A 16,935-nucleotide genomic window follows, 5' to 3' on the forward strand; every position below is an offset into this window, starting at 1 on the left:
TGTCGCCCGATCCGTGTCATCGGCCGCGGCCGAGACGCCAGCGACCCGGGCTGTCCTGAACCTCCGCACGTCACCCCCACAGGGGGTTTCTGAATCGATTTTGTTTCCGGCAGGTTTTCGGGTTACCGTGTGCACCGTCACGTTCCCGCGACGCCAGCGCCGTCGTCTCGCGAACCCGTCACGAGCCGGGAGCTTGAGATGAGCAGCAACCCGAACCCGACCGCCGCGGTGCACCGCGTGCTTGCCGACGTCACTGACCGGATCGCCGAGCGCAGTGCGGACACGCGGGCGGCGTACCTCGCTCGCAGCGCGGCCGCTTTCGAGGAGGGGCCGGTCCGCCGCGGCCTCGCTTGCAGCAACCTCGCGCACGGATTCGCCGCCATGGACGGCGTCGACAAGCAGGCGCTTCGCCAGTTGCGCGCGCCTGGCGTGGCGATCGTGTCCTCCTACAACGACTTGCTCTCCGCTCATCAGCCGATGCAGGAGTACCCGGCCTGGCTCAAGAAATCGGTTCGCGAAGCTGGAGGCGTGGCCCAGTTCGCCGGTGGCGTGCCCGCGATGTGCGACGGCATCACGCAGGGGCGTCCGGGCATGGAGTTGTCGCTGTTCAGCCGCGAAGTGATCGCGATGGCGACAGCGATCGCGTTGTCGCACGACATGTTCGACGCGTCGTTGCTGCTGGGCGTGTGCGACAAAATCGTGCCGGGATTGCTGATCGGCGCGTTGTCGTTCGGGCATCTGCCTGCGATCCTCGTGCCTGCCGGGCCGATGAATTCTGGCTTGCCCAACAAGGAAAAAGCCCGGGTGCGGCAGCTGTACGCGGAAGGGCTCGCGACGCGGGAAGACCTGCTCGACGCGGAAGCCGCCTCGTATCACTCCGCTGGCACCTGCACGTTCTACGGCACCGCCAACTCGAACCAGATGGTGGTTGAGGTGATGGGTCTGCACCTGCCGGGCGCCAGCTTCGTCCCGCCGAACACGCCGTTGCGGCAGGCGCTTACCGAAGAGGCTGGCCGACGCGTCGTCGAGCTGTCCCGAGGCGAGGCGTACACGCCGATTTCGCAGGTGCTGGACGAAAAAGCGTTCGTGAACGGCATCGTGGCGCTGCTGGCTACCGGCGGGTCGACGAACCACACGATGCACCTGGTGGCGATCGCCGCGGCGGCGGGGATTCAGCTGAGCTGGGACGATTTCTCGGACTTGTCGGCGGTCGTGCCGCTGCTGGCGCGCGTATACCCGAACGGCAGCGCGGACATCAACCACTTCCACGCGGCCGGCGGCATCCAGTTCCTCGTCGGCACGCTGCTCGACGCGGGGCTGCTGCACGAGGACGTGCTCACCGTCGCGGGCCCCGGCCTGCGCCGGTACACCCAGGAGCCGATCTTGTCGGACGGCGAGCTGGTGTGGCGGGACGTGCCGACGCGCAGCCTCGACGAAGAGGTGCTGCGTCCGGTGTGGCGGCCGTTCGCCCCGGACGGCGGGCTGCGGATGGTCGAAGGCAACTTGGGCCGGGCGGTCACGAAGGTGTCGGCAGTCGCCCCGGAGCACCGCGTGGTGGAGGCGCCGGCGCGGGTGTTCACCTCGCAGGACGCGTTCCGGGTCGCGTTCGAGGCCGGGGAACTGGACCGGGACGTGGTCGTGGTGCTGCGGCAGCAAGGTCCGCAGGCGAACGGGATGCCGGAGCTGCACGGCCTGACCCCGGCGCTGGGCGTGTTGATGGACCGGGGGTTCCGGGTCGCGCTGCTCACCGACGGGCGGATGTCGGGTGCGTCCGGCAAGGTGCCGGCGGCGATTCAGGTGACGCCGGAGGCCGCGGTGGGCGGGCCGATCGCCCGGATCGCCGACGGCGACGTGATCCGGTTCGACGCTCGGTCCGGAAGCTTGGACGTGCTGGTCGCGGACGACGAACTGGCGCGCCGGGACCTGGCGGACGCGCCGCCGTCGGAGGCCGCGTGGAGCGGGACCGGGCGGGAGCTGTTCGGGGCGTTGCGCCGCGCGGTCGGCCCGGCTGACCAGGGCGCGAGCGTGTTCGGGGCGCTCACTCCGGAGCTGGACCTCGCCCGGGGCGTTCCGCCATTCGGAAGCGGGACAATGGGCGAGTCCTCGTATGCTCTCCAGACCCAGGAGGTCGGTCAGTGACCACCGGCACGGACCTGCTCGCCCTGTCCCCCGTGATGCCCGTCGTGGTGATCGACGACGCCGACGACGCGGTGCCGACGGCCCGTGCCCTGCTCGCCGGCGGGATCGGGGTGATCGAGCTGACGCTGCGCACGCCGGTCGCGCTGACCGCGATCGAGCGGGTGGCGGCCGAGGTGCCGGACATCGTCGTGGGCGCCGGCACGGTGACGTCGCCGGAGCAGGCGAAACAGGCCGCCGACGCGGGCGCGAAGTTCCTGGTGACGCCGGGCTGCACGGACGCGGTGCTGGACGCCGCGTTCGCCACCGGGCTGCCGTTCCTGCCGGGCGCGAGCACGGTGTCCGAGGCGATGCGGCTGGCCGAACGCGGGCTGACCACGCTGAAGTTCTTCCCGGCGGAGGCCAGCGGGGGCGCGGCGTTCCTGAAGTCGATCGCCGGGCCGCTGCCGCAGCTGCAGTTCTGCCCGACCGGCGGGATCACGCTGTCGTCGGCCCCGTCGTACCTGGCGCTGCCGAACGTCGGCTGCATCGGCGGATCGTGGCTGACGCCCGCGAAGCTGGTGGCGGACAAGGACTTCGCTGCCATCGAGAAGCTGGCTGCCGAAGCCGCCGCGCTGCGCTGAGCCGTTCCGGAAACCCGTCGCCTCTGGCTGCAGGCGGCGGGTTTCTTGGTGCTGCGGGCCGGTCAGTCGACCGTCACGTCGTCCAGCATGCTGGCTTCCGCCCCGAACTCGCGAAGCTCCTCGCGGATCACCGTGTAGGCCAAGCCTTGCGGATACCCCTTCCGCGCGAGGAACCCGAGCAGACGGCGGATCGCGGTCTGCTCGTCGACGTTCCCGAGCGACCCGAGCCGCTTCCGCACCAGTTCGCGAGCCCGTTGTTCCTCGGCGTCCCGGTCGACTTCCTCGGCCGCTTGCGCCGCGATCTCGCCGTCGACGCCCTTGCGCCGCAACTCCGCGACCAGCGCCGTGCGCGACAGCCCTTGGTTGGCGTGCCGGTTGCGGACCCAGGTTTCGGCGAACTCGGCGTCGTTGACCAGACCGGCGCGGTCGAGCTTGCCGAGCAGGGTTTCCACGGTCTCGCTGTCGAAACCCTTGCGCTGCAAAGCCTGCCGAAGCTCGTCGACCGTCCGCGGCCGGGCGGCGAGGAGGTCGAAGCAGATCTCCTTGGCCTTCTTCGCCCGCTCCTCCGGAGGCAACTCCGCCGGTTCGACCTTCGGCACCCTGGCCACGCCCGCACTCCTCTTCCCGGTGCCGCTGCTGAGAACGACGACACCGTCACCTCTGCACCCGTTTCCGCCGCCCGACGCCACAGCCCGGCACCGGCACCGGTGCGACTCCCGGCTGGCGACAGCCGCCGAACCCGCACTGGCCCGGACCGCCAAGCCCAGCACCGGCAACCTCTACCGGCCCACGCGCAGCCTCAACCTGACCACGCGCACAGCGCCGACCGACCCGTCCGCGATCCACCGAACCACGCCCGCGCCGACCGACCCGTCCGCCATCCGCCGAACCACGCCCGCCCGTCCTGCCCGAAACCTTCCGCGGGACGACAAAGCTCCGACGCAACCGGAACGCCGCCGCACCCCGGCGAAGCCGTCGCGGAACACCGCATCGGGTTCAGCGGCGGACCGGTGTTCGACCCGAGCACCGGGGAGGGAACCCGCCGATCCCCTCCCCTCCCCGGATCAGAAGTCGACCGGCGCGGGCACGGCTTCGGCTTCGGCGTCGACCTGCGGGCCGATGCCGAGCTTCTCCTTGATGCGCTTCTCGATCTCGTTGGCGATGTCCGGGTTGTCGCGCAGGAACCGGCGGGCGTTCTCCTTGCCCTGGCCCAGCTGGTCGCCCTCGTACGTGTACCAGGCACCCGACTTGCGCAGGATGCCCTGGTCGACGCCCATGTCGATGAGCGAGCCCTCGCGCGAGACGCCCATGCCGTAGAGGATGTCGAACTCGGCCTGCTTGAAGGGCGGGGCCACCTTGTTCTTGACGACCTTCACGCGGGTGCGGTTGCCGACCGGCTCGCCGCCGTCCTTCAGCGTCTCGATGCGGCGCACGTCGAGCCGGACCGACGCGTAGAACTTCAGCGCCTTGCCGCCGGTGGTGGTCTCCGGCGAGCCGAACATGACGCCGACCTTCTCGCGCAGCTGGTTGATGAAGATCGCGGTGGTGCCGGAGTTCGACAGCGCACCGGTGATCTTCCGCAGCGCCTGGCTCATCAGGCGGGCCTGGAGACCGACGTGCGAATCGCCCATCTCGCCCTCGATTTCCGCGCGCGGCACGAGGGCCGCGACGGAGTCGATGACCAGGATGTCGAGCGCGCCCGAGCGGATCAGCATGTCCGCGATCTCGAGCGCCTGCTCGCCGGTGTCCGGCTGGGACACGAGCAGCGCGTCGGTGTCGACGCCGAGCCGCTTCGCGTACTCCGGGTCGAGCGCGTGCTCCGCGTCGATGAACGCCGCGATGCCGCCGTTGCGCTGGGCGTTGGCCACCGCGTGCAGGGCGACCGTGGTCTTACCGGAGGATTCCGGTCCGTAGATCTCGACGACCCGGCCGCGCGGCAGGCCGCCGATGCCGAGCGCGACGTCGAGGGCGATCGCGCCGGTGGGGATCACGGCGATGGGAGGCCGGGACTCCTCGCCGAGCCGCATCACCGAGCCCTTGCCGTACTGCTTGTCGATCTGCGCAAGGGCGAGCTCGAGCGCCTTGTCCTTGTCGGGTGCTGCTGGCATGGAAGTCCACCTCGCTGGTTGGGGCCTGTGTGTGTTCGGTTGTCCAGTCGGGCTTGTCCGGCGGTCAAACCCTGTCCGGTCCGACGCTACGGGGAGGGACCGACAATTCCAGGCGCGGCGACCGATCTGTGGATCGCTGGCCCCGTTGTGCACAACACCATAGACGAACAGATGTTCGAGGCTCGCGGCGACACGCCCATCCGCCGCGGTTTTCGCCCTTCGCGCCGACCGGAATCGGGAAACCCCAGGTCAGCGCCGTTCCGGTGGCACCTCGAACTCGACGCAGACCGCTCGCCAGATCTCCTTGGCCGGCGTTCCCGCGCTCAGCGCCTCTTCGACCGTGCGCCCGCCGAGCCCGCTGAACACGTGGTCCTTGGCGAGCATCTCGGCGCGTCCGGACCCGAACTCCTCGGCCATCAGCCGTCGGAACACCGTGATACGCATCGGGCGAATGCTAGCTTTCCCGATCGAACGGGGATCACTCCCCCGGCTGGACGTGCTGTTCGAAGTAGTCGGCCAGCGCGCCCGGCGTGGCCGCCTGCCCGCCGGAATTCACCTGATAGAGGAACCCGACGAGGGGCCGGTCCTTCACGGTGAACACGAGGACCGCCGAGGACTGCCCGGCCGCCGCCGCGTAGTGCCCTTCGAGCGCGTTGCCCTTCCAGTCCGCTTCGGTGCGGTCGCCGCCCGCGGAGGACAGCAGTCCGTCGGTGTACTGCTTCAGCTCGGCTGCCGACTGCCCCTGCACGTACGTCACCTGAGTGCCCGCGCGCCCCGGCGCGGCGCACGTCGACGCGGGCCCGAGGCTCTTCGCCGGAGCGGCGGGACCGTTGCCCATGCCGGGAGCACAGCCGCCGTTCTCAGCGACCTTGCCCGCCAGCTGACGCATGCAGCCGGTCATGCCGGACGAGTCGGCTTGCCCTGGCGTACGGCACTCTTCAGCCGTGTACGTCGTCACCGACGAGCCCTTTGTCGTGAGGAACACAGTCAGCCCAGCCGCGAGCACAACCACCACAGCCGCGATGCCGATCCACAGCTTGGTACGGCTCTTCTTCTCCGGCTTAGCGGGCGTGTACGTCGGGAAGTTCGACGGTGCCGGCGAAGACTGGAACGGCGGCATCGGCTGCGGCTGCGTCGGCGAGTACGCCGAGTAGTTGCCCTGTGGCGCAGCAGGCGGCGCGTACGGCGCACCAGACGCCACCTGGCCCTCGACGTTCTGCGTACGCATCGACAGTCCGTCTTTAGCGACATGCTGCGCACCCAGCGCGACGGCCGTCTCAGGCTGGTCGAGACTCGTGGGAACGACGCCGAGCTTCTCCGTGATCATCGATCCGACCAGCGGCAACCGGCTCGATCCGCCGACGAGGTAGATGCCGGCGAGACGATCCGAGGTGAGCCCAGCCGAACGCAGCGTCCGCGAAAGCAACTCCACGCTGCGCAGCATTGCCGGACGCACCAAGCCTTCGAGCTCTCCGCGCGTGACCAGCACGTCCTTGAACGGCTCCGGCATCGGCACCTCTGTCTGCGGATGCCGAGACAGTGCCTCCTTCGCGGCCTTCACGTCTTCTTGCAGCGCGCGTCGCGTACGCCGGTCCGCAGTGGACTCGGGGCGAAGCAGCCTCTGCCAGCGCTGCGGGTCCGAGTGCGACACCTCACGTCCGACGTGGACCATCAGCGCCTGGTCGACGTCGAGGCCGCCGAGGTCGGGCAGGCCGTCCTCGGCGAGCACTGTGTAGCCGTTCTGGTTCGCGCCGACGACTGCGACGTCGAACGTGCCCGCGCCGAGGTCGTACACCGCGAGAGCCTGCCCTGGAGCCAACGCACGCTCCGGGAACGACGCGAAGTGCGCCGCGGCGGCGACTGGCTCCGGCACGAGGACCACGTTCCCGCGAATGCCGGCGAGCCGCGCCGCGCTCAGCAGCACGTTGCGGCGCACCGGACCCCACTGCGCGGGGTGGGTGAGCCGGACCTCGTCCGGCTGCTCGCCGCCGAGCTGGCGGGTGGTCTCGTCGAGCACCCGGCGCAGGATCGCGGCGAGCGCTTCGTTGACCGGCACGACGTCCGTGCCCAGCAGCAGCGTCTGCTCGTCGATGCGCCGTTTAGGGTTGGGCTCGAACCGCGTCGGGTCGAGCCGCGCGCGACGTTCGGCGTCCCGGCCGACCATGAGCGTGCCGTCTTCCCCGGCGAAGACCGCGGAGGGCATGTTGGCCGATCCGTCGACCTCGACGACGCGCGGCGGCCTGCCGTGCGCGGAAAGGACGGCGACGGTGTTGGACGTCCCGAGGTCCACCGACAGGATCCGCACAGTAATTTCCCCTCGACTCAAGCAGCGCTGGCGGAGATGCTGCCACGTGCCCGGTCACCGTGCGTGCGGACCCGCGAAACTCGCGGCGCGCGCAACCCCGGGAAGCGACGGAACGTCTCGTCTTCCGAGGACGGGGAGGCAATGACAGAGCTAGTGGACAAGACCCGCCGGGAACAGTTCGGCCAGGCGGGCGGTCCGGCGCACCCGGTGCGGGTGGCGGCGGCCAAATGGGGCCGTTCCAGCTACCTGCACGCGGCCGTGCTGTACCTCGTGGTGCGGCTGGTCGGCGTCGGCGTGCTCGCCGCCATGGCCGCTCCCCGGGACCTGCCGCTCGGCGAACGGCTGCAGTCCTGGGACGGCTGGTGGTACCTGCAGATCGCCGAGCACAGCTACACCGGCGTGAGCAATCCGCTCGACGCCGCCGGGCTGCCCTATCCCGACGCGTCGTACGGCTACTTCCCGCTGTATCCGGCCCTGACCGGGCTGTTCGAGAAGCTGCCCGGGGTGACGTACTTCGGGGCGGCCCTCCTGCTGTCGACACTCGCCGGGATCGCGGCGGCGACGGCGATGTACCGGATCGGCCGGCTCGTCCACAGTCCTCGAGCGGGGCTGCTGCTCGCCGTGCTGTGGGGCGCCGCGCCGATGGCGATCGCCGAAAGCATGGTGATGACCGAGTCGCTCTTCACCGCGCTCGCCGCGTGGGCGCTGGTCGGCGTTCTCGAACGCAAGTGGTACCTCGCTGCTTGCGCGACGCTGTTCGCCGGGCTCACCCGCTCGACCGCGTGCGTGCTGGTCGCGGTCGTGGTGCTCGCCGCGGTGCTCGACGTGTGGCGGAACCGACAGCGGTGGAACGCGCTCGTGTGCGTCTTCGTCGCGCCGCTCGGCCTGCTCGGGTACTGGATGTTCGTCGCGGTGCAGACCGGCAGCCTGACCGGTTGGCAGGACGTGGAGCTTCGCGGCTGGAACACGCGGTTCGACGCTGGCGCCGAGGCCTGGAAGTGGATCACGCAGACGCTTTTCACCTCGGGCAATGCCTGGGAAACGCTCGTCGTGCTCGTGACGGTCGCGGCGATCGCGCTCGCGGTCATCTGCGTGACCGGCCGGCGGATGCCGTGGCCGCTGGCTGCCTACGCGGTGGGCGTCGTGGCGCTGGTCCTGTGCAGTGCCGGGCTGCCCGCTTTGAAGTCGAGGTTCCTGCTCCCCGACTTCGCGCTCCTGCTGCCCGTAGCGATGGGGCTGGCCGGTCGCACGAGGTCCACGATGATCACCGCGACGACCGTGTTCGTGCTGGCCGGGGCCTGGTATTCGGCTTATTCGCTGACCGTGTGGAAGTACGCGATCTAAGCCGATCGGTCACCCACACGAGGGGATCCGGACCGGACCGCACTGCCCGGGCCCCGGAAATTGTCGGGGGCGCCGCGCATGATGGATCCCGTGGCAAACGACGTGCTCGACCTCTTCTCCCCGGCGACCAGAACCTGGTTCGCCGGAGCCTTCGCCGCCCCGACGGCCGCGCAGGAAGGGGCCTGGCGGGCCGCACACGCCGGGCAGCACGCCCTGGTCGTGGCGCCCACCGGGTCCGGCAAGACGCTGTCCGCGTTCCTGTGGGCACTGGACCGGCTGGCCTCGGAACCGCTGCCGGCGAACCCGCGCGAGCGGTGCCGGATCCTGTACGTCTCGCCGTTGAAGGCGCTGGCGGTCGACGTGCAGCGCAACCTGCGCGCGCCGCTGGCGGGCATCTCCCAGGCCGCGCACCGGCTGGGCCTGCCCGCGCCGGAGATCGAGGTCGGCATGCGCACCGGCGACACCACGGCGGCCGAGCGCCGGTCGTTCGGGAAAACCCCGCCGGACGTGCTGGTCACCACTCCGGAGTCGCTGTTTCTCCTCCTCACGTCCTCGGCACGGGAATCGCTCAAGGGCGTCGAGACGGTGATCGTCGACGAGGTGCACGCCGTCGCGGGCGGCAAACGCGGCGCGCACCTGGCGTTGTCGCTGGAACGGCTCGACGCGTTGCTGCCCAAACCGGCCCAGCGCATCGGATTGTCGGCCACCGTGCGCCCGATCGACGAGGTGAGCGCGTTCCTCGCCGGCGGCCGTCCGGTCACCGTGGTGCAGCCGAAGCTCGCGAAGACGATCCAGGTGCGGGTGGAGGTGCCGGTCGAGGACATGGCCAACCTCGACGGGCCGGCGCCCTCGCCGATGGAGCGGCTCGACGACCTCACGTCGCTGTCGCAGTTGCCGTCAGAGGGCGGGATCGGCACCCAGGAAGAAGTGTCCGGGGCGGCGGTGCAGCGGCCGTCGATCTGGCCCGCGGTCGAGGAACGGGTGCTGGAGCTGATCCGCGCGCACCGCTCCACCATTGTGTTCGGCAACTCGCGGCGGCTCACCGAACGGCTCACCGCGAGGCTCAACGAACTCGCGGCCGAGCAGACCGGTCTGTCCCGGGGCGACGCGTTCCCGGCCGAGGCGGTCGGGCAGTCCGGCGTCACGACGGGTGCGGAGCCGGTCGTCGCGCGGGCGCACCACGGGTCGATGTCCCGTGAACAGCGCACCCATGTCGAGGAGGAACTGAAGTCCGGGCGGCTGCCGTGCGTGGTGGCCACGTCGTCGCTCGAACTCGGCATCGACATGGGCGCGGTGGATCTGGTCGTGCAGATCGAGGCCCCGCCCACGGTCGCGTCCGGGCTGCAGCGCGTCGGCCGGGCCGGGCACCAGGTCGGAGCGGTGTCGTCCGGCGTGATGTTCCCGAAGTTCCGCGGCGATCTGGTGTCGTGCGCGGTCGTCGCGGAACGGATGGCGACCGGGGCGATCGAGGCGGTGCGGTACCCGCGCAACCCGCTCGACGTGCTGGCCCAGCACATCGTGGCGATGGTGGCGCTCGAACCGTGGACGGTGCCGGACCTGGCGGCGCTCGTGCGGCGGGCGGCTCCGTTCAGCTCGCTGCCGGACGACGCGCTGCACGCGGTGCTCGACATGCTCGCCGGCCGCTACCCGAGCGAGGAGTTCGGCGAGCTGCGGGCGCGCATCACGTGGGACCGGGTCGGCGGCGAGCTGCGCGGACGGCCGGGTTCGCAGCGACTGGCGGTCACGTCCGGCGGCACGATTCCCGACCGCGGGCTGTTCACCGTGATGACGCCGGGCGACGAGGGCAAACCCGGCTCGCGCGTGGGCGAGTTCGACGAGGAGATGGTGTACGAATCGCGGGTCGGCGACACGATCCTGCTCGGCACCTCGTCGTGGCGGATCACCGACATCACCCATGACCGGGTGATCGTCGTGCCCGCCCCCGGCCAGCCCGCCCGGATGCCGTTCTGGAAGGGCGACGCCGCCGGACGGCCGCTGGAACTGGGGCGGGCGCTCGGCGCGTTCGTCCGCGAACTGTCCACTTCGGACACCGCGACGGCGCGGGACCGGGCCGCCGCGGCCGGGCTCGACCAGCGCGCCTGCGACAACCTGCTGGCGTATCTGGAAGAACAGAAATCGGCGACCCGGCACGTGCCCAACGACCGGGTCATCCTGCTCGAGCGCTACCGCGACGAGCTGGGCGACTGGCGGATCGTGCTGCACTCGCCGTTCGGCGCGCAGGTCAACGCGCCGTGGGCGCTCGCGATCGCCGCGCGGCTGCGGGAAAACCGCGGCGTCGACGCCCAGGTGGCGCACTCCGACGACGGCATCGTGCTGCGGCTGCCCGACGCGCTCGATGCCGACGGCGGCGAAGTCGCCATCACCGCCGACGACGTCCTGCTGGATCCGGAGGAGGTCGAGCAGCTGATCGTGGCGGAGGTCGGCGGCTCGGCGGTCTTCGCGGCTCGGTTCCGCGAGTGCGCGGCGCGCTCGCTGCTCCTGCCGCGCCGGGATCCGCGGCGGCGCACCCCGCTGTGGCAGCAACGGCAACGGGCGTCGCAACTGTTGTCGGTGGCGGCGAAGTACGAGCGGTTCCCGGTCGTGCTGGAGGCCATGCGCGAGGTGTTGCAGGACGTCTACGACGTCGGCGGTCTGCGGGAGCTGATGTCGGACGTCCGGGCGCGGAAGGTCCGGCTGGTCGAGGTGGAGACGCTTGCCGCTTCGCCGTTCGCCCGAAGCCTGTTGTTCGGCTACGTCGGGATGTTCCTGTACGAGACGGACGCTCCGCTGGCCGAGCGACGAGCGGCGGCGTTGTCGCTGGATTCCGCGCTGCTGGCGGAATTGCTGGGCACGGAGGCGATTCGCGAGCTGCTCGATCCCGAGGCCGTGGCCGAGGTCGAACGGTCGTTGCAGCGGCTCGATCCGGATCGGCACGCCCGGTCGGCGGAGGACGCGGCCGACCTGTTGCGGTTCCTCGGCGATCTGTCCGTCGCGGAAGCCGGGGAACGAGGGATCCAGCCGGAATGGCTGGCGGAACTCGCGTCGGCGCGGCGGGCGATCCAGGTGCGCATCGGCGGTGAGGAACGCTATCTGGCCATCGAGGACGCCGGACGGGTGCGGGACGCGCTGGGCGTCGCGCTTCCGGTCGGCGTGCCCGAGGCGTTCACCGAGCCGGTGGCGGATCCGCTGGGCGATCTGCTCGGCCGCTACGCGCGGACCCGCGGCCCGTTCTCCGCGACAGCGGCGGCGGACCGGTTCGGGCTGGGCACGGCTGTTGTCACCGGCGTGCTCGACCGGCTTACCGGCGAAGGCAGGCTGGTCCGCGGCGAACTGAGTCCGGTCGGGCATCCGGAAACCCATGGCGTGGGCGTCGAATACTGCGACGCGGCCGTACTGCGGCGGTTGCGGCGTGCGTCGCTCGCCCGGCTGCGGGCAGAGGTCGAGCCCGTGGAACCGGCGGCGCTGGGCCGGTTTTTGCCCGCGTGGCACGGAATCGGCGCGCGCCTGCGGTCCGCGCCGACGGCCGACGACGTGCTGTCGGTGGTCGAACAATTGGCCGGTGCGCCGTTGCCGGCGAGCGCGGTGGAATCGCTGATCCTGCCGAGCCGGTTGCCGGGCTACTCCCCCGCGCTGCTCGACGAACTCACCACCGCGGGCGAGGTCACGTGGGCAGGCTGTGGCTCGCTCTCCGGCGGGGACGGCTGGCTGGCGCTGGCTCCGTCCGACGTCGCGGATCTGCTGCTGCCTGAAGTCGAAGAGAATCCGCCGACCAGTCCGCTGCACGAAGCGATCGTGAGGGCACTGGAAGGCGGAGCGTTGTTCTTCCGGCAGCTCGTCGACCGGGTCACGCCGGGTCTGGAGCAACCGCCGGACGACGGTGCCGTCGTGGCCGCGCTGTGGGATCTGGTGTGGGCCGGGCTGGTCACCGGCGACACGCTCGCTCCGTTGCGCGCACAGGTCGCCGGCCACGGCGCGCACAAACCGCGGCGGCAAGCGCCACGGGGCCGGTACGCCCGCATGCGCGCCGGGCGTCCGGCAATGCCGTCGCGCAGCGGGCCGCCGACCGTAGCCGGGCGCTGGGCGCTGACGCCGCCTCGGGAGGCCGACCCGACGCGGCGTGCCCATGCCCGCACCGAGGCGTTCTTGGAACGGCACGGTGTCCTCACCCGAGGCGCGCTCGACACCGAACGGGTCACCGGCGGGTTTTCCGGGATCTACAAGGTGTTGCGCGGTATGGAAGACACCGGACAGGTCATTCGCGGCTACGTCGTGGAAGGGCTCGGGGCTGCGCAGTTCGCCGCGAAGGGGGCGGTCGACCGGTTGCGTGCGTTATCCAGCACCGCGCCCGCCTCAGCGGCCCGAAACGACAATCCTCGGGCCGTAGTGCTCGCCGCCGCGGATCCAGCACAGCCGTACGGTGCGGCGCTGTCTTGGCCCGCTGCGACCGGGGATACGAAACACCGTCCGGCGCGTAAAGCCGGAGCGCTGGCGGTGCTGGTCGACGGCGTGCCAGCTCTGTACGTCGAACGCGGCGGCCGATCGTTGCTGAGCTTCACCGAGGAACGCGGCTCGCTGCAAGCCGCCGCGGCCGCGTTGTCGACCGCGGTCCGCGAAGGCTGGCTGGGGCAGTTGGCCGTCCAACGCGCGGACGGAGAACACGCGCTGACCTCGGAGCTGGCCGAGATCCTGCAGGAGGCCGGCTTCCGCGCGACTCCGAAGGGACTCCGTTTGAGAGCTTGACGTTTCCGGGGTGGCGGCGCGGCCAAGTCGGCGAACGCGGGCCGGTCCGGCGGACTCGGTCGGGCGGCGATCAGCCGAACTCTGCCAGGCGGCGAGCAGGCTCGGTCGGGCGGCGAGCGAGCGGACTCTGCCAGGCGGCGCGGGCAAACTCGGCCGGACAGCGAGCGCGCGGGCTCTGCCAGGCGGCGCGCGGACTCGGCCGGACAGCGAGCGCGCGGGCTCTGCCAGACGGCGCGAGCGGACTCGGCCGGACAGCGAGCGGGCTCTGCCAGACGGTGAGCGAACTCGGCCGGACAGCGAGCGCGCGGGCTCTGCCAGGCGGCGCGGGCGGACTCGGCCGGACAGCGAACGGCCGGGCTCGGTGTACCGGCGTCGGGGAAGCAGGTGGTGTCACTAGACTTCTCCTGGCCCCTCGGTGGACAAAAGGACGTTCGATCATGGCGATGCGCGAGTTGCGCTACTTCGGTGACCCGGTGCTCAAGTCCGTGTGCGACCCGGTGACCACGTTCGACAGCAAGATCGAGGCGCTGGTGAAGGACCTCCTCGACAGCGTGCAGCCGGAGGGCCGGGCGGGGCTCGCCGCGCCGCAGATCGGGGTCGGGTTGCGGGTGTTCAGCTACGACGTCGGCGGGTTGACCGGGTACGTGATCAACCCGGAGATCGTCCACCTGTCCGAGGAAACGCACGAAATCGGCGAGGGCTGCCTGTCCGTGCCGGAGCTGTGGTTCCCGACGGTCCGCGCGAAGCACGCCGTCGTGCGCGGCGTCGACCTGCGCAACGAGCCGATCGAGGTCGAGGGCGTCGACGTGCTGGCCCAGTGTCTCCAGCACGAAACCGACCACCTCGACGGAAAGCTCTACCTCGACCGGCTCACCCCCGACCGGAAGAAGCAGGCGCTGCGCGAGGCGCGGGGCAAAGACTGGTTCTGGAACCGCTGACCCTCGGCGTCCGATCCGCGACGAGCCGGAGCACCGTGCTGTCGTCCGGGCTGGTTTCGACCCGCAGTCCGGCGCGAACGGCGGTCCGGGCCATGGCGTCGTTGCCCGGAAGCCGGACTGCGGTCAGTTCCGTCGTCCCGCCGGCCTCGGCCAGGGCCACCAGCCGGGCCAGCAACGCCGTGCCGATTCCCTGTCGCTGCCAGGCATCCTCGACGAGCAGGGAAACCTCCGAGGTGCCGTCCAGTTGGGAAATCAGCTGTCCGAACCCGATCACGTCCCGGCCGCACACTGCCAGCAGACTGGTTCCGCGCGGCGGCATGAGCAAGCGGTGCAGCCATTTCCGCGGGACCGTGCGCATCCCGGTGTGGTAGCGGTTGAACAGCGTCTTCGCCGAGCAGCGGAGATGCACTGCGCCGATCGCGTCGACGTCCCGCGGAGTGCCGAGCCGCAGAACGACCGCTGCCCCGTCCGGACGGTCGAGCAGGACCGGGCCGGCCAGATTCTGCTCGGCCGCGGCGAGCAGTTCCAGAAACGCCGTCGCCTGGGCGAGTTCGGGTTCGGCGAATGCCACCCACCTTCGCCGGGCGACGAACGCCTGCCCGTCGCCGAAGGGGAAAACCGCTCGGTGGCCGCCTTCCGTGCGTCCCGGGTTGGCCTCGCTTACCGGGACGAGTGTGACGAGGTCGGCGGACAGGACCATCCGCAACATCGGCGCACGACGACCAGGATCGGCGATTGCCTGCCGGGCGGCGAAGAGCGCGGTGGAGGCCGGGTCGCGAAGTCCGCGAATGGTGGTTTCGGCGACCTCGGCTCGTGCGGGAGTGGCGCTCTGGGAACGGAGTTGCCCAGGTTCGGCTTCGGCGGACGTCTTTCGCTCGGCGGTGACAGGTGTTGGTGGAACGGGCAATTCCCGGGCATCGGATCCGACGCACAACTCCCCCGCGAGAGGGAGTGCAGGTGCCGGTGAGACGCTGCGTGCCTCGGCTGCGGAATCCGCATCGTGGGTAAAGGCCGCTGGAGCAGGAAGTTCCCGGATCTCGGCGGACATCTTCCCCGAGGCGGAAGCGGCCTCTCGATCAGCGGGGAAAGCAATAGGCGAATTCTCCGCGGCGGAGGAAGCATTTGCCGAGGCACGTTCTTCCTCTGCGCTGGGCGCGGAGGCAGTCTCTTGGCCTGTCGCCGTTGCCGTTGAAAGTGCACGCAATTCTCGCGCGGAGTCCTCAGCTCGCATCTTTCCGGTAGCGGGGAACGCGATTGTCTTCGAAACACCGGCTATCTCCTCGGTAGCGGCTGCCGAGGGGTCGGGTGGCCGTGAAGGGAGCTCGGTGCGTGTCTCTACGGCGGGGAACGCAGTTGTTGCCGGGCCAGGGAATTTCCGGATGTCAGCGGTGGGTGTGTTCGAGGGCGGGGTGAGGAGTTCCCGGGCGGCGGCATCGGCGATCGGCTCCTCGGGGGCGAGCGCCGGGGCGCGGAGGTCGGGGATGGTCGTTTCGGTCATCCCCAGGCAGTCGCCGCCTTCGTCGCGGAGGGCGTCTATCAGGAGGTGCGGGGGCAAGCCCGTTGCTGGCTGCAGGACGAATTCGTCCAGGACTCCGCCGGGGGCCGGGTGTCTGGTGAGGCCGAGGATGCGGCATTCGAGGTCGGCCAGCCGGATGGCGAAGCGGGCCAGGGTGCCGGGGTGATCGTCGGAGCGGACCCGGACTCGCCAGGCGCGGGTCAGTCGGCGGTTTTCGTTCGGGTGGCTGGGGTCCGGCTCGGAGCGAGAGCGCGGGAGGCGCGCTGGCTCGCTGGGGATGGCGTTCGCGAGGAGGTTGCGGGGCGTCGTAGGCATGTCCATGGGACTAACCGTTCCCGACGTGCGTAACCGGCGGCGTCCTGTGATGTTTCGGGTGTGTCAGAGGGTGGCCGGTACTGCGTGATCTGAGGGAAACAGCGGTGCCGGGTCAGAGTGGGGGGAGCAGGCGGAATTCGTTGTTTTCCGGGTCGGTGAAGTCGGTTGGCGCGACGTGGGGCTGGTCGGCCGGGACGGGGTGGGCGCCTGCGGCTTGGAGGCGGCGGGTTTCGGCGGTGTGGTCGTCGTGGAGGGCGAGGGCGAGGTCCAGGTGGAGCCGGTTTTTGCCGTGCTTCGGGGTCTTCGCCCGGAGGAATTCGAGGGCGGGGCCGCGGCCGGCCGGGTTGCGCAGGGTGGTGACGGCTGGCTCTTCGGCGGCGATCGGCCAAGCCGTGAGCGGGGACCAGAAGCGGGCTAGCTGAGCGGGGTTCGCCGCGTCGACGACGATCGCTGCGATGGCGCCGGAGCCGGCGTATTCCTCGCGGGGTTCCAGTACGCAGAATTCGTTGTCTTCGGGGTCGGCCAGGACGATCCACGGGACGTCGCGCTGGCCGATGTCGATCGGGCGTGCGCCCAGGGAAACGGCTCGGGCGACTGTTTCGCGCTGGTTCTCGCCCGACGTGCTGGAGAGGTCGAGGTGGAGACGGTTTTTGCCGGTCTTCGGACGGGTGGCCGGGGCGAAGAGCAGGGTGAGGTCGCAGCCGTCGCCGGGCGGGGGTTGGACGGCGGCCTCGGCTGGGGATTCCGTGGCGAGTCGCCAGCCGAGCAGATCGGACCAGAAGCGGGCAAGCCGTGCCGGTTGTTCGGCGGCGACGACCAGGTGGACCGGACGTGGTGCCATGCCGCCACGGTAACGGGCAGGGCCGACGAAAACGGCGGATCGCGGTGGCGAAATCGGGGGAAAGAACTG

At 70.7% G+C, this 16,935-nt stretch carries 11 protein-coding genes; 5 read left to right on the forward strand and 6 right to left on the reverse strand.

Features of this window, described 5'->3' with window-relative positions:
* Window positions 1-198 precede the first annotated feature (198 nt).
* Window positions 199-2,139, forward strand: coding sequence for a phosphogluconate dehydratase (edd, locus tag F9C12_RS12515; RefSeq protein WP_409465977.1), 1,941 nt, complete (start codon window positions 199-201; stop codon window positions 2,137-2,139).
* Window positions 2,136-2,759, forward strand: a complete 624-nt coding sequence (gene eda / locus F9C12_RS12520) for a bifunctional 4-hydroxy-2-oxoglutarate aldolase/2-dehydro-3-deoxy-phosphogluconate aldolase (protein ID WP_409465978.1) — start codon at window positions 2,136-2,138, stop codon at window positions 2,757-2,759. Before edd ends, eda begins: the two co-directional genes overlap by 4 nt.
* Before the next feature lie 62 nt (window positions 2,760-2,821).
* Here eda and F9C12_RS12525 read toward each other — a convergent pair whose 3' ends face one another.
* The 4 genes from F9C12_RS12525 to F9C12_RS12540 form a co-directional block, all read right to left on the reverse strand.
* Window positions 2,822-3,367: a regulatory protein RecX gene (locus F9C12_RS12525; RefSeq protein ID WP_409182164.1), complete on the reverse strand. Its 546-nt coding sequence runs from the start codon at window positions 3,365-3,367 to the stop codon at window positions 2,822-2,824.
* 456 nt (window positions 3,368-3,823) lie between these two features.
* Window positions 3,824-4,867, reverse strand: a complete 1,044-nt coding sequence (recA, locus tag F9C12_RS12530) for a recombinase RecA (RefSeq protein WP_009075062.1) — start codon at window positions 4,865-4,867, stop codon at window positions 3,824-3,826.
* A gap of 249 nt (window positions 4,868-5,116) precedes the next feature.
* A complete protein-coding gene (locus F9C12_RS12535) occupies window positions 5,117-5,311 on the reverse strand; it encodes a DUF3046 domain-containing protein (RefSeq protein WP_037713086.1) in 195 nt (64 codons plus the stop codon).
* A gap of 34 nt (window positions 5,312-5,345) precedes the next feature.
* A complete protein-coding gene (locus tag F9C12_RS12540) occupies window positions 5,346-7,172 on the reverse strand; it encodes an Hsp70 family protein (RefSeq protein ID WP_409465979.1) in 1,827 nt (608 codons plus the stop codon).
* Window positions 7,173-7,313: 141 nt separating this feature from the next.
* Between F9C12_RS12540 and F9C12_RS12545 the strand changes: the two genes are divergently transcribed.
* The 3 genes from F9C12_RS12545 to def all read left to right on the forward strand — a co-directional run bounded on the left by F9C12_RS12545 (window position 7,314) and on the right by def (window position 14,194).
* On the forward strand, window positions 7,314-8,516 hold the full coding sequence (locus F9C12_RS12545; RefSeq protein WP_409465980.1) for a hypothetical protein: 1,203 nt from the start codon (window positions 7,314-7,316) through the stop codon (window positions 8,514-8,516).
* An 81-nt stretch (window positions 8,517-8,597) separates the two neighbouring features.
* Window positions 8,598-13,256 carry an ATP-dependent helicase gene (locus F9C12_RS12550; protein ID WP_409466997.1) on the forward strand — a complete coding sequence of 1,553 codons (4,659 nt, stop codon included), beginning with the start codon at window positions 8,598-8,600 and terminating at the stop codon, window positions 13,254-13,256.
* Window positions 13,257-13,693: 437 nt separating this feature from the next.
* Window positions 13,694-14,194, forward strand: a complete 501-nt coding sequence (gene def, locus F9C12_RS12555; protein WP_009075052.1) for a peptide deformylase — start codon at window positions 13,694-13,696, stop codon at window positions 14,192-14,194.
* Here def and F9C12_RS12560 read toward each other — a convergent pair.
* Window positions 14,127-14,903, reverse strand: coding sequence for an N-acetyltransferase family protein (locus F9C12_RS12560; protein ID WP_409465981.1), 777 nt, complete (start codon window positions 14,901-14,903; stop codon window positions 14,127-14,129). The two genes, def and F9C12_RS12560, sit on opposite strands and share 68 nt — an antisense overlap.
* Window positions 14,904-16,137: 1,234 nt before the next feature.
* Complete coding sequence (locus tag F9C12_RS12565) at window positions 16,138-16,866, reverse strand: VOC family protein (protein WP_409465982.1); 729 nt, start codon at window positions 16,864-16,866, stop codon at window positions 16,138-16,140.
* Window positions 16,867-16,935: the final 69 nt, after the last annotated feature.

Origin of the sequence: Amycolatopsis sp. GA6-003 (genome assembly GCF_046267895.1) — a bacterium.
In the GTDB taxonomy this organism is placed as follows: domain Bacteria; phylum Actinomycetota; class Actinomycetes; order Mycobacteriales; family Pseudonocardiaceae; genus Amycolatopsis.